This is a genomic window from Halorubrum rutilum (genome assembly GCF_024494565.1).
In genome coordinates this window covers 22,763-36,110 of sequence record NZ_JANHDN010000007.1, presented here as the reverse complement: position 1 = coordinate 36,110, position 13,348 = coordinate 22,763, and the positions used below count along the sequence as shown (strand labels likewise).

At 73.7% G+C, this 13,348-nt stretch carries 12 protein-coding genes and 1 pseudogene; 8 read left to right on the top strand and 5 right to left on the bottom strand.

All coding sequences use genetic code 11. The annotated features are described in order from the left end of the window. Positions 1–66: 66 nt before the first annotated feature. Complete coding sequence (locus tag NO900_RS14145) at positions 67–531, top strand: TRAM domain-containing protein (RefSeq protein WP_256409002.1); 465 nt, start codon at positions 67–69, stop codon at positions 529–531. Between the two features lie 58 nt (positions 532–589). Here the strand turns inward: NO900_RS14145 and NO900_RS14140 are convergent, their stop codons facing one another. Then, a complete protein-coding gene (locus tag NO900_RS14140) occupies positions 590–1,690 on the bottom strand; it encodes a geranylgeranyl reductase family protein (protein WP_256409001.1) in 1,101 nt (366 codons plus the stop codon). A gap of 41 nt (positions 1,691–1,731) precedes the next feature. Continuing rightward, positions 1,732–3,957, bottom strand: a complete 2,226-nt coding sequence (locus tag NO900_RS14135; protein WP_256409000.1) for a thioredoxin domain-containing protein — start codon at positions 3,955–3,957, stop codon at positions 1,732–1,734. A 143-nt stretch (positions 3,958–4,100) separates the two neighbouring features. On the opposite strand from NO900_RS14135, the gene purD reads away from it, so the two are divergent. Together purD and NO900_RS14125 are read left to right on the top strand one after the other, a co-directional pair. Then, the gene (gene purD, locus NO900_RS14130) at positions 4,101–5,429 is read left to right on the top strand and encodes a phosphoribosylamine--glycine ligase (protein ID WP_256408999.1); all 1,329 of its coding nucleotides are present in this window, start codon (positions 4,101–4,103) and stop codon (positions 5,427–5,429) included. A 208-nt stretch (positions 5,430–5,637) separates the two neighbouring features. Then, positions 5,638–6,201 (top strand): acyltransferase, encoded by a 564-nt coding sequence (locus NO900_RS14125; protein ID WP_256408998.1) that lies wholly within the window; start codon positions 5,638–5,640, stop codon positions 6,199–6,201. A gap of 8 nt (positions 6,202–6,209) precedes the next feature. On the opposite strand, the gene NO900_RS14120 is transcribed toward NO900_RS14125, so the two are convergent. After that, positions 6,210–6,557 (bottom strand): DUF5798 family protein, encoded by a 348-nt coding sequence (locus NO900_RS14120; RefSeq protein ID WP_256408997.1) that lies wholly within the window; start codon positions 6,555–6,557, stop codon positions 6,210–6,212. Between the two features lie 123 nt (positions 6,558–6,680). On the opposite strand from NO900_RS14120, the gene surE reads away from it, so the two are divergent. Beyond that, positions 6,681–7,544 carry a 5'/3'-nucleotidase SurE gene (surE, locus tag NO900_RS14115; RefSeq protein WP_256408996.1) on the top strand — a complete coding sequence of 288 codons (864 nt, stop codon included), beginning with the start codon at positions 6,681–6,683 and terminating at the stop codon, positions 7,542–7,544. Positions 7,545–7,556: 12 nt separating this feature from the next. Here the strand turns inward: surE and NO900_RS14110 are convergent, their stop codons facing one another. Beyond that, a complete protein-coding gene (locus NO900_RS14110) occupies positions 7,557–8,252 on the bottom strand; it encodes a nucleotide exchange factor GrpE (protein ID WP_256408995.1) in 696 nt (231 codons plus the stop codon). 141 nt (positions 8,253–8,393) lie between these two features. Between NO900_RS14110 and NO900_RS14105 the strand changes: the two genes are divergently transcribed. Both NO900_RS14105 and menD read left to right on the top strand, forming a co-directional pair. Beyond that, positions 8,394–9,329, top strand: a complete 936-nt coding sequence (locus tag NO900_RS14105; RefSeq protein ID WP_256408994.1) for a DUF1028 domain-containing protein — start codon at positions 8,394–8,396, stop codon at positions 9,327–9,329. A 69-nt stretch (positions 9,330–9,398) separates the two neighbouring features. After that, entirely contained in the window at positions 9,399–11,312 is a 1,914-nt protein-coding gene (gene menD / locus NO900_RS14100) for a 2-succinyl-5-enolpyruvyl-6-hydroxy-3-cyclohexene-1-carboxylic-acid synthase (RefSeq protein ID WP_256408993.1), read from the top strand. 55 nt (positions 11,313–11,367) lie between these two features. On the opposite strand, the gene NO900_RS14095 is transcribed toward menD, so the two are convergent. Further along, positions 11,368–11,802, bottom strand: a complete 435-nt coding sequence (locus NO900_RS14095) for a CBS domain-containing protein (protein ID WP_256408992.1) — start codon at positions 11,800–11,802, stop codon at positions 11,368–11,370. A 152-nt stretch (positions 11,803–11,954) separates the two neighbouring features. Here NO900_RS14095 and NO900_RS14090 point away from each other — a divergent pair, with 152 nt between their 5' ends. Together NO900_RS14090 and NO900_RS14085 are read left to right on the top strand one after the other, a co-directional pair. Then, on the top strand, positions 11,955–12,707 hold the full coding sequence (locus NO900_RS14090) for a DUF2797 domain-containing protein (RefSeq protein WP_256408991.1): 753 nt from the start codon (positions 11,955–11,957) through the stop codon (positions 12,705–12,707). Then, a pseudogene (locus NO900_RS14085) lies at positions 12,704–13,343 on the top strand (trimeric intracellular cation channel family protein). The gene NO900_RS14090 and the pseudogene NO900_RS14085 overlap by 4 nt, the downstream one beginning before the upstream one ends. The last annotated feature ends 5 nt before the right edge of the window (positions 13,344–13,348 follow it).

Here is a 13,348-nt window from a genome sequence, read left to right as displayed (position 1 = left end):
CGGGGGAAGCCCGTGCGCCGGAGCGCGAATAGGGAGCTTTTCATTACCGTGTTCGCAACGTGGCCCATGGTCGAGATCACCGATTCGCTCGCGTGTCTGTTCACCGGAGAGGTCGAGGAGCGGGACGGCGACCACGTCGTCGCCGTCCCCGCTTCGGAAATCGAGCACGGGACGGTCGAGCCCGGCGGGACCTACCGCGTCGCGCTGATAGCCCGAGGCGGGGGCGACGAGGCCGCCGCCTCGACCGGCTCCGCGGCCGACGCATCGTCGACGGACCGCGGCGTCACCGGTAACGGGACGGGGAGTTCCGCGGCGCGCTCCCCCGGCGACGCGGCCGCCGGACCGCCGGTCTCCGAGGGCGACGTCCGCGAGGTCACGATCGAGACGCTCGGCGACAAGGGCGACGGGATCGCGAAGATCGAGCGCGGCTACGTCGTCATCGTCCCCGACTCCGAGCCGGGCGACGAGCCGACCGTCGAGATCACGAGCGTCCGCGAGAACGTCTCCTTCGCCGAGGTCGTCGGGGAGTAACGGTCGCGTCCGGGCGCCGTCTTAAACGCCGTTTCGGTTAATTGGAAGACCGTCCCGGTCACTCCGGCGGGTCGCTCCGCGAGAACAGCCGCCGGAGGTGCGTCGCCGAGAAAAAGGAACTCGGGCGGTCCATGTGGACGCCGATCTCGCCCGACAGCGCCCGCAGGCCGAGCCGCTGTACGGGTTCCGGCAGCGAGTAGCACCGACGGATCCCCTTTCCGAGGAGGATCTCGCGGCCGATCTCGTCCCGCCAGCCGGACTCGTAGTCGGCGAGGGTGGCGGGGTCCCCGGGATCGATCGCGTCCGCGGCCACGTCGGCCGCGGTCATCCCGTACAGTATCCCGCCGCCGGTGAACGGCTTCGTCTGCGCGGCCGCGTCGCCGATCAGGAACGCGCGGTCGGTCGTGACCCGGTCCGGGGGGCCGACCGGGATCGCTCCGGAGCAGAAGCGCTCGGTCGTCGCGCCGTACGCGTCGGTGAGCCGGTCGAACATCGCCGTGACGTCGTCGCTGGGGGGCGCCGCGAGCCCGTACTCGACGCCCGCGTCGCCCCGCGGGATCCGCCACGCGAAGAACGTCGGCGCGGTGAGGTGGACGTCGACGAGGTCGCCGTCGTCCGGGGCGTCGTCGAAGGCGAGCACGCCGTGGAGCAGCTCGTCCGGTTCGGGGAGGTCGAGCGACCGGCGCACGCGGGAGGTGGGGCCGTCGCAGCCGGCGACCATCCGCGCCTCGACTGTCTCCACGTCGCCGTCGGGGGTCCGGACCTCGACGGCGACGCGGTCCGGCCGCTCGTCCACGTCGAGGACGGTGTGGCCCTCGCGCACGTCGGCGCCCGCCTCGCGCGCGCAGTCGGCGAGCGTCCGGTCGAGCCCGACGCGGTCGATCACGTTCGAGACGGGTCGATCCTTGTAGAACGGGTACGCCGTCGAGCCGGGACCGCCGACGTGGAACCGCGCGCCGTACACCCGGTTCTGCCGGAGCCGGTCGCGGGCCGCGTCGGGGACGTATCCCCAGACGTCGTCGGAGACGTGCCCCGAGCACGCCAGCGGCTCGCCGACCGTCCCCTTCTCGAAGACGACGACGTCGCGGCCGGCCTCGGCCGCGCGCCTGGCGAACCGGGAGCCCGGCGGGCCGGCGCCGACGACGACGAAATCGCGCATGTCAGTGGCGTCGAGTCGGACGCATATAACTGCGACGCGACTCACTCCGGCTCGCGCCGCTCCGCCAGCCACGTCAGCGCCGCGTCGAGGTCGGTCTCCGGCGGCGAGCAGGTCCGCCCCTCGCAGACGTAGGCCGTCGGCTCGCCGTCGACGGCGTCGCGGCCGGCCCAGATCGGCGGCGCCTCGCCCATGCCGAGCCGGTCGAGCCACGCGTCCAGCCCCGCCTCGGTCGGCGGTCGGGGCGCGACGAGCGCGCCCGGGAGGTACCGCTCGCCGAGCGTCTCGCGCCACGCGTCCGGCACCGCGTCGGCGGCGATCGTCGCCTCGATCCCGCCCGTCTCGAAGCGCTCGGCCGCCCGCACCAGCGAGACGTGCTCCAGCGGGCTCGCGCGGACCCGGTCCGCGTGGGTCGTCACGACCGCCTCCGCGACCGCCGCGAACTCGCGGTCGGTCCGGAAGCCGTCGAGCAGCGCCAGCGTCTCGGCCGCCACGCCGAGGCTCGACGGCGTCGAGCGGTCGGTGAACTCCTGCGGGCGGGCGAACAGGGCGCCGTCGCCCGCGGGGGCCTCCCCGTCGTCCGCCGCTTCCGGGTCCCGCGTGAAGTAGATCGTCCCGTCGTCGGCGTCGTGGAACTCGTCGACGATCGTCTCGGCCAGCTCCAGCGCGAACCCGAGCGGCTCCGGGTCGCCGGTGGCGGCGTACACGTCGAGCGCGCCGCGCGCGAGGAACGCGTGGTCGTCGAGGTACCCCGGCCCGCGGACGTCGCCATCGAGCCAGCGGCGGGCGAGTTCCCCCGTGTCGGCTTCGTAGAGCCGATCGCGGCAGAAGTCGAGCGCCTCGCGGGCGATCGCGGCGTACCCCTCGCCGAGGACGCCCCCCGCCCTCGCGAACGCGGAGATCGCCCGGCCGTTCCACGCGGCGAGCACCTTCTCGTCGCGGGCGGGCCGCGGGCGCGACTCCCGCGCCTCGAACAGCGCGACGCGGGCCTCGGTCAGGCGCTCGCGGACCTCGTCGACCGCGAGGTCGTGCTCCTCGGCCAGCTCCGCGACCGACGCCGCGATCGTCGGCACGGTCGTGCCGCGCTCGAAGTTCCCGCCCGGCTCGATCCCGTACCGCGCCTTCGCCAGCGACGCGGCCGGCTCGTCGAGGACCGCGTCGACCTCGGCGGGCGTCCAGACGTAGAAGGCGCCCTCGACGTCGGCGTGCCCGCTTCCGTCACCGTCGCTCGCATCTCCCCGCCGGCCCTCCGGCGGTGCGCTCCGAGCGTCGAGCGTGCTGAAGAAGCCGCCGCCCTCGTGGCGGAGCTCTCGATCGAGGAAGCCGAGCGTCTCGCTCGCGATCCGGGCGTAGGCGGGGTCGCCGGTCAGGCGGTAGCCGTCGAGGTACACCATGGGGAGTTCCGCGTTGTCGTACAGCATCTTCTCGAAGTGCGGCACCGTCCACCGCCGGTCGGTCGCGTACCGGTGGAAGCCGCCGCCGATCTGATCGTACATCCCGCCGCGGGCCATCCCGTCGAGAGTGCCGGTCGCGGCCGTCAGCGCGGCGTCACGGCCGCTTCGAGCGTACGCGCGCATGAGGAGATCGATCCGGCCCGGCATCGGGAACTTCGCGCCGCCGCTGCCGAACCCGCCGTACTCGTCGTCGTACCCGCGGATCGCGGCCGCGGCGGCCTCGTCGAGGAGGTCGGCGCCGGAAGGGTGGGCGTCGTCCTCGTCGGGCCCGGTTCCCGCGTCGGGGACGGACTCCAGCTCGTCGCGGGCGCTCGTCGTCCACTGCTCGGCCCGGCGCTTCATCTCCTCGCGCTGTTCCGGGTCGGCCCACGAGTCGGCGATGCGCTCGCAGAGGTCGCGGAACCCGGGCTGATTGCGGCGCGGCTCGGGTGGGAAGTAGGTCCCGACGTAGAACGGCTTCCCGTCGGGCGTGCACCACGCGGACAGCGGCCAGCCGCCGCCGCCCGTGACGAGCTGGGAGACGGTCATGAACGTGCTGTCCACGTCGGGACGCTCCTCGCGGTCGACCTTGATCGGCACGAACCCGTCGTTGAGCACCTCTGCGACTCCCTCGTCCTCGAAGCTCTCCTCGGCCATCACATGACACCAGTGACAGGAAGAGTAGCCGATCGAGACAAACACCGGGACGTCGTGCTCACGGGCGCGCTCGAAGGCCCCGTCGCCCCACGGCTGCCAGTTGACCGGGTTGTCCGCGTGCTGCCGGAGGTACGGGCTCGCCTCCTCGTCGAGGCGGTTCCGCGACGTCGGCTGTGTCATACGCCCGGTTCGCCCCGCCGAGGCAAAAAGCCGTCACACGAGCCGCGTCTTCGGGATCCGTTCCCGCGGTTGATCCACGTCCCTGCGTATCTCGCCGCCCTGAGAGAGTAACGCTTACACTACCGTGCACTCACCCGTCCCGTATGACCGACACCGTACTGCTGGTGGGGGGCGGCGGCCGCGAGCACGCGATCGCCCGCGCGGTCGCCGACGACTGCGCGCTGTACGCCTGCGCGAGCAATCGCAATCCGGGTATCCGCCGGCTGGCGGAGGGGTTCGAGGCGATCGACGAGACCGACGCCGAGGCCGTCGCGGAGTACGCGACCGACGTGGGTGCCGACCTCGCGGTGATCGGCCCCGAGTCGTCGCTGGCGGCGGGCGTCGCCGACGCGCTCGACGACGCCGGCGTCTACGCGTTCGGCCCGCGGGCCGAGGAGGCGCGGCTGGAGACGGACAAGGCGTACCAGCGCGAGTTCATGGAGGAGGCGTCGATCCCCGGCTGTCCGGACTACGCGGTGTTCGACGACACCGAGGCGGCCTGCGACTACATCGACGACTACGACGGCGACCTCGCGGTGAAGCCGGCCGGCCTCACGGGCGGCAAGGGCGTGAAGGTGATCGGCGATCAGGTGACGAGCGAGGAGGCCAAGGCGTACCTCCGCGACGCCGGCTACGACCGCGTCGTGCTGGAGGAGCGCCTCGTCGGCGAGGAGTTCACGGTGCAGGCGTTCGTCGCGAACGGCGACCTGCGGACGACGCCGGCGGTCCAGGACCACAAGCGCGCCTACGAGGGCGACGAGGGACCGAACACCGGCGGGATGGGGTCGTACTCGGACACGGGCCCGTCGCTGCCGTTCATGGCCGAGGGCGACTACGCGGCCGCCGTCGACGTGCTGGAAGCGGTCGTCGACGCGCTTCCCGACTACAAGGGCGTCCTCTACGGCCAGTTCATGCTCACCGACGCGGGGCCGAAGGTCGTCGAGTTCAACGCGCGCTTCGGCGACCCGGAGGCGATGAACACGCTGCCGGTCCTGGAGACGCCGTTCATCGACGTGCTGACGGCCGCTCGCGACGGCGACAGCGAGGCGCAACGCGCCTCTGGCAGCCGGACGCAGTCCGGCGACGCGCTCCCCGAACTGACCTTCTCCGGCGAGGCGACCGTCTGCAAGTACGCCGTGCCGGACGGGTACCCGGTCGACCCCGACGCGGGCGCGGAAATCGCCGTCGACGAGGAGAGCGTGGGTGACGCGCTGCTCTACTACGCCAGCGTCGACGAGCGCGACGACGGGCTGTACACGACCACCTCGCGGTCGTTCGCTGTCGTGGGGCGGGGCGACTCGATCGCCGCCGCGGAGCGACAGGCCGAGGCGGGGCTCTCGGCCGCCGGCGACGGGCTCCGGATCCGCCACGACGTCGGGAAGGCCGACCTCGTCGAGCGGCGGATCGAACACATGGACGAGCTGCGGGAGTAGGCGGGCGACCGAGCGGGCCGCCGGACGAGCGGGACCCTGTGCGGCGTGGCGAACAGGCGGTCGTCGGTCGCGTCCGCACGGCGGTCGACCGCGCACCCGTCTCGGCCGGCCGTGGGCCCTCGTCAGGTCGTACGGGTGCTGGTCGCGGCATCCGACTTGAACCGTCGCGTCGGCGATCCTTTTAACCACGCCGTCCGAACGGTCCCTCGTGACTCACGAGGACGGCGGCGCGGCGGTGGAGGACGGCTCTCGGACCGACCAGCTAGACCGCCACCCGACGCCCGGACCGCGCAACTCGCTGTGGTCGTGGCCGGACGCGAAGTCGCCCCTCGTCGTCGTCCGCAACTACGTCGCGATCGTGCTCGCCCGGATCTGCCCGAGCCTGCGGCTGAAGAACTGGCTGCTGCGGCGGATCGGCGTCGCGGTCGGAACCGGCGTCGCGTGGGGGTTGGAGTCGACGCCGGACGTGTTCTGGCCGGAGCGGATCGCCGTCGGTGACGACGCGATAATCGGCTACGACGCGACGCTGCTGTGCCACGAGTTCCTCCGCGACGAGTACCGCCTCGGCGACGTCGTCGTCGAGGAGGGCGCGATGATCGGGGCCGGCGCGGTCGTCCTGCCGGGCGTCACGGTCGGCGAGGGTGCGCGCGTCGCCGCCAACTCGCTCGTCGCCGACGACGTGCCGCCCGAGACGACGGTCGCGGGGGTGCCGGCCGAGGTCGTCTCGCGGGCCGGTGAGGAGGCCGGCGAGGAGGCGGCCGGGGTCGACTGAGGCGTCGGTTACGCCGCGTCGTCGTCGTCGGTCGGTTCCCCGCCGTCGCTCTCGGCGGAGGCGGCGTCGTCGGTCGCGTCCTCGGGCGCACCCTCCGCGGCAGCGCGCTCGGCCTCGGCGATGTGCGCCTCGGTGCTGACGCTCTCCAAGTCGACGCCGACCTCGCGCGCGACCGCGTCGAGGACGGCCCGCTGCTCGGCCATCTCGTTTTCCAGCCGCTGGACGCGCTCGGAGGTGTCGAGCACGGTCGTCTGCGTCTCCTCGACCTCGCTGCGGAGCTCGTTGATCTTCTGGTACGTGCGCTCGGCCTTGTCGGCGAGCGTCTGGATCTTCTTCGCCGTGTCCCCGAATCCCATATCGGGTTGTGGGGGCCCGGGACACGTGGGCTTTTCCGTTCGCGGTGGTCGGGACGGAGCGGCCCCGCTCGAACCGACCCCCGCCGACGGTGGGCTTTTGTCCGAACCGCCCGACGTGGCGGTATGAGCGTCGAGCGGATCCTGTTGACGAACGACGACGGCGTCGACGCCGCCGGGCTCCGCGCCCTGTACGACGCGCTCGCGCCCGACTACGACGTGGTTGCGGTCGCGCCGACGGGCGACCGCTCCTCGATCGGCCGCGCCATCTCCGCCGACGTCGACGTCGCGGAGCACGAGCTGGGGTACGCCGTCGACGGGACGCCCGTCGACTGCGTCGTCGCCGGCCTCGACGAGCTCGTCCCCGACGCCGACCTCGTGGTCGCCGGCTGCAACGAGGGCGCCAACCTCGGCGCGTACACGCTCGGGCGGTCCGGGACCGTCTCGGCGGTCGTCGAGGGGGCGTTCTTCGGCGTCCCCGGGATCGCGGCGTCGATGTACGTGCCCGGCGGCGACGACTGGTGGAAGCGGGAGCTGCCCCCCGAGTCGTTCGCGCACGCCGTCCGCGCCACGCGGTTCCTCGTCGACGAGGCCCCGGAGGCCGGCGCCTTCGAGCGCGCCGACTACCTGAACGTGAACGCGCCGATGGCGGAGCCGGCCGCGGGCGACGGGGGGGAGGCGTCGGCCGCGGACGAATCCGCCCCGAGCGACGCCGCGGTCGACCCCGCGCCGATGCGCGTCACCGCCCCCTCGGAGTGGTACGGCATGGAGGCGACCGCCGACGGCGACGGCGGCGTCGCCATCTCCGACCCGATCTGGGGGCGGATGACGCCGGCGGACGTGCCGGACCCGGTCGGCACCGACCGCCGCGCGGTCGTCGACGGCGAGGTGTCGGTCTCGCCGCTGTCGGTGCCCCACGCCGCCGAGCGGGACGCGGGGCTCGACGAGCTCGCGGACCGGTACGGGGCGGACGACGCCGACGGGGAGTGAGTCGGACGCGGACTACGACTCGTCGGCGCTGACGGTGACCTTCGCCTCGCTGACGACGCGGTCGCCCATCTCGTAGCCGGGCTCGTACACCTCGTGGACGGTGTCCTCGGGCTGATCGCTCTCGACGCGAAGCATCACCTGGTGGCGGGACGGGTCGACCTCGTCGCCCGGGTCGGGGTCGATCGGCTCGACGCCCTCCTCGGCGAGCACCTCGTCGAACTTCTCCAGCGTCGACTCGACGCCGGGGCGGAGGTCGCTCCCCTCCTCCTGGTCGAGCGCGCGCAGGAGGTCGTTCCGGACCGGGGCGATGCGCTCGACGAGCTTCTCGGAGGCGCGCTCGCGGATCTCCTCCTGCTTGCGCTTGGCGCGCTGCTTGTAGTTGCTGAAGTCCGCCTTCACGCGGGCGAGCTTGCTCGTCAGCTCCTCGACCTCCGCCTCGGCGTCCAGCAGCTCCTCGCGCGTCTCGGCGAGCTCCGCCTCCAGCGCCGCGACCTCCCGCGCGAGCGCCTCGTCGTGCTCGGCGACTTCGGCGGCCAGCGCCTCGCGGCCCTCGCCGCTCCGGGCGTCGCCGCCCGCGTCGGCGTCGCCCGCCGACTCGCCGTTCGCCTCCTCGGCGGTCGCCTCCGCCGTGCCGTTCGCGCTCGCCGCGTCGCCCGCGGCGTCGTCGGGGGACTCGACCTCGACGTCGACGGCGTCGTCGTCGCTCATACCCGATCGAAGTCGGTCGGCGGGCATAAGCGTTGCAGAACGCGGCCGGGGCGGCGGACCGGCCGGCGGGACCCGTCGCCACCGGCCCCCCTCGGCGGCCGCGACCGGATTTATGAGGGCGGCCGCCCATCCGCCATCCACATGCCACCTCGTCCCTCGACGTTCTCGATCGCCGCCCGCGACCCGGGGACCGGCGCCGTCGGCGTCGCCGTTCAGTCGAAGTTCATCGGTGTCGGCGCGCTCGTCCCGTTCGTGAGCGCGGACGCCGGCGCGGTCGCCACGCAGAGCTTCGCGAACGTCGCCTACGGCCCCGACGGGCTCGACCGCCTCCGCGAGGGTCGCGACGCCGCCGACGCGATCGACGAGCTCACCGCCCCCGACGACGAGGCGCCCTCCCGGCAGGTCGGGATCGTCGGCCTCGACGGCGAGCCGGCCGCGTTCACCGGCGACGAGTGCCACGACTACGCGGGCGATCTGCAGGGCGACGACTACACCGTACAGGGGAACATCTTGGAGAACGAAGAGACCCTCACGGCGATGGCTGACGCGTTCGAGGAGACCGACGGCGGGTTCCCGGAGCGGCTGATCGCCGCGCTCCACGCCGGCAACGAGGCGGGCGGCGACAGGCGGGGCGAGCAGTCGGCCGCGCTGTACGTCGCCAAGCCAGAGGGCGGGTACGACGGCCGCAACGACCGGTGGATCGACGTGCGCGTCGACGACCACGACAGCCCGATCGACGAGTTGGAGCGCGTCTTCAAGCTGTACGACGTCACCCTCTTGGAGCGCGAGGCGCCCGACGAGACCCGGGAGCTGACGGGCGACCCCGCCGCGGCGGTCGCGGCGACGCTCGCCGACCTCGGCTTCCTCGACGAGGGCGACGCGACCGGCGTCGACGCCTTCGGCGCGCCCCAGCGCGAGGCGCTGGAGACGTTCCGCGGGATGAACAACTTCGAGAACCACCCCCTCCCGGTGCTGGAGGACGCGATCGCCCGCGGCTGGGCCGACGCCGAGGGCGAGGGCGAGGACCGCCTCGTCGACGCCGTCTGGCACGGGATCTCGCGGCTCGACCGAGTTTGAAACGGAGCGGCGGCCGGTGTCGCCGCCGACCCGCGGGAGTATTTAAATATCGACCCCCAAGCGGTGGCAATGACCGCGCCGAACCGGAACGCGTTGTGGGGGCGAGCGCTCGTCGACGAGCTCGTCGCCGCGGGCGTCGACAGCGTCGTCGTCTCGCCGGGCAGCCGCTCCACGCCCCTGACGATGGCCGCCGTCCGCCACGACGACCTCCGCGTCTTCTCCCAGCTGGACGAGCGCTCCGCCGCCTACTTCGCGCTGGGCCGCGCCCGGCGGACGGGGAGCGTCGCGCCGCTGATCTGCACCTCCGGCACCGCCGCCGCCAACTACCACCCGGCCGTGATGGAGGCGAGCGAGGGCCGCGTCCCCCTGCTCGCGCTCACGGCCGACCGCCCGCCGGAGCTCCGCGACTCGGGGGCCAACCAGACCGCCGACCAGGAGAAGCTGTACGGCGACGCCGTCCGCTTCTACAAGGACCTCCCCGAGCCGGCGCCGAACGACCGCGCGCTCCGGTCGCTGCGGACCACCGTGGGTCGGGCCGTGGCGACCGCCGAGGGCGCCGACCCCGGCCCGGTCCACCTCAACGTCCCGTTCGAGAAGCCGCTGGAGCCGACGCGGGTGCCGGGCGACGTGCCCGCGGACCTCGATCCGGTCGCCGAGGCCGGTCGCGACGGCCCCTACGTCGACGTGACGCCCGGGTCGCCCGAGCCGGGCGACGACGGGCTCCGGACGCTCGCGAACGAGCTCGGGGCGACCGACCGCGGGCTGATCGTCGCCGGCCCCGCGGACCCGCCCGGGATCGACGCCGAGTCGGTGACGGCGCTGTCGCACGCGACCGGCTTCCCGATCGTCGCCGACCCGCTCTCGAACGTCCGGTACGGCGGCCACACCCGCGTCGCCCCCGTGATCGGCGCGTACGACGCGTACCTCTCGGCGGACGTCGCGGGCGAGGGCGACGCCGGCGACGGCGAGAGCGACGGCGGCGGGGGCGTGGGCGACGGCCCCGCGACCGGGTGGACCGACCCCGAGGTCGTCCTCCGGCTCGGCGCGTCGCCCACCTCGAAGAACCTCCGGAAGTACCTCGCCGGGACCGGCGCCGACCAGTACCAAGTCGACCCCGCGGGCCGGTGGCGCGAGGCCGAGTTCGCCGCGACCGACCTCGTCGTCGCCGAGCCGAGCCGCCTCTGCGCCCGCCTCTCCCGGCTCGTCGGCGGAGGCGGCGGCGACCCGGACTGGCGCGCGCAGTGGGAGGAGGCCGACCGCGTCGCCCGGGAGATACACGGCCGGGAGCGGGAGGCGACCGGGAGCGAGGGCGGAGACGCGCTCCCCGACTCGTCCGGTCCGGTCGGCTTCCACGAGGGCGACGCGCTCCGCGCGGTCGCCGACGCGCTCCCGGACCCGGCGACGCTGTTCGTCTCGAACTCGATGCCCGTCCGCGACCTCGACCGGTTCGTCGGCCCGACCACGGCGAGCGTCACCGCCCTCGGCAACCGCGGCGTCTCGGGCATCGACGGGATCGTCTCCAGCGCGCTCGGGGCGGGCTCGGCGACGACGGACCACCTCACCCTCGTCGTCGGCGACCTCGCGCTGTACCACGACGCGAACGGTCTGCTCGCGATCGACCGGTGCGACGTCGACGCGACGGTCGTGCTGATCAACAACGACGGCGGCGGGATCTTCCACGCGCTCCCGGTCGAGTCGTTCGAGCCCGAGTTCACGGAGTCGTTCAAGACGCCTCACGGCGTCGAGTTCGAGCCGCTGGCCGACCTCCACGGGCTGGCGTACGCCCGGATCGACGCGCGGCCGGAAGCGGTCGGGGACCCGGTCGACGCCGCCGCGGAGCTCGAAGCGGCGTGCGCGAGAGCGCGGGACGCCGACGGCTCCCACCTGATCGAGGTCCGGACCGACGCCGAGTCGAGCCACCGGACGCGCGAGCGCCTCGCGGCGGCGGTCGAGGCGGCGGTCCACGGCGACGGCCCGGACTGAACTCGGTCGCGGCCGCCCGCCCACGGCCCGGGCGGGCCTCGCGGCGTCGGACCGGTCAGCCGGTCTCCTCCGGGTGGAACTCGTGGACCGGGACGTACCGCGCCACGTCGGTCGTGGTCACGATCCCGACGAGCCCGGCGGTCTCCGGCTCGACCACCGGGAGCTTCTTCACGTTGCGGTCGGCCATCGTCCGGGCCGCCGCCCCGATCGAGTCGGACGGGCTCACCGTGATCACGGGGGAGCTCATCCACTCCTCGACCGTCGTCGTCGTGGGGTCCCGCCCCTCGGCGGCGAGAGCGACGAAGTCGGACTCGGTGAGGATGCCGTCGGGCGGTAGCGACTCGGCGCCCGCTAAGATCGAGCCGATGTCCGACTCGACCAGTCGCCGCGCCGCCGTCGCCGCCGAGGCCCCGGGGTCGATCGTCTCGACCGGTTCGGTCATGACGTTCGCGACGAAGACGTCCGCGAGCGGGTCGTCGGAGTCCATCATCAAAGATCACCTAGGAGGCTCGAACGGTGTTGACTCTTGCGCCGGTGTCCCCCGAGTCGCGGCGATAGCCTCGGGTCGCGTCCGTCGCGGGTCGCGTTCGCCCCGGGCTCTCCGACGACGCTCATAAGTCGCGGCTCCCCGTACGGGAGCGCGTGCAGGTCGTGGGCTACGAGTCGGGCGAAGGGCTCTACGTCGCCAGCGGCGGCGCGGTGGAGTTCGTCGAGGCCGACGCCGGAACGGAACTCGCGTACGGCCTCGACGACCGCCGCTGCGCGGGCACCGTCCACGACGGCGAGCACGTCGCCTGCGACGCCCCGGAGGCCCCCTACTGCGACGCCCACGGGAGCGTCTGGGTGTGCGCGCGGTGCACGGGGACGTGCCTGAAAGACGAGATGGACTGCCACGAGGAGCACGCGCTCTACCTCGCCGCGTTCGCCCCCGACGTGCTGAAGGTCGGCGTGACGCGGCTGTGGCGGCTGGAGACGCGGCTCCGCGAGCAGGGCGCGGACCGGGCCGCCCACGTCCGGACGTTTCCCGACGGGCGCGTCGCTCGACGGGTGGAGGCCGAGCTGGCGGAGGGCGACGACCTCGTCGACCGGGTCCGGGTGCCGACGAAGCTCGCCGGGTTCGGGCGCGCGGTCGACGAGTCGGCGTGGGAGGCGCTCCTCGATCGGTTCGACCCGATCGAGCGCTTCGACTTCGACTACGGGCTCGACCTCGACGAGCGCCCCGTGGCGGAGACGATGGCGGCCGGCACGGTGCGCGGCTGGAAGGGCCGGGTACTCGTGCTCGACCGCGGCGGCTCGACGTACGCGGTCGACGCCCGCGAGCTGGTCGGCCGCGAGCTGGCCGACGAGGTGCCGGACCGCGAACTGCAGTCGAGCCTGGGGGCGTTCGGGGAGTGACGGGCGGGCTCGCGGCGACCCTGTTCGGCGACCCGTTCGCCGCGATGAACACGATCGGCCTGGTCGCGTTCGCGCTTGTCGGCTCGACGAAGGCGATCCGGGAGGAGTTCGACCTGTTCGGCGTCGCGGTCGTCGGGCTGGCGATGGCGTTCGCCGGGGGCGTGACCCGCGATCTCCTCGTGAACCGGGTCCCGCTCGCCCTCCGGTCGCCCGCGGAGATCGCCCTCGGCCTCGTCGGCGTCGGCCTGGCCGTCGCCCTCAGCGTCGCGCTCGCCGACCCCGACACGCACCCGGTCACCCTCGTCGCGGACGCCGTCGGGCTCGCCGCCTTCGCGACGACCGGCGCGATCGTGGCGACCGACGCGGGCGTCTCCGCGTTCGGCGTCGTCGCCATCGCGACGATCAACGCGGTCGGCGGCGGCGCGTTCGCGGACATCCTCCTCGACCGCGCGCCGTTCATCCTCTTCGACGACTTCTACGCGAGCCCCGCGGTGCTCGGCGGGACCGCGTACTGGGCCGTCGGCGCGCTGGGCGCGCTGGGCGGGCTCGCGCCTGGTCGCGGTCGCGTACGGCTGGCGGCTCCCGACCGCCGGGTGGGTCGAACGGTTCGTGGAGCGCGTCACCGGCGAGTGGTGAGCCCC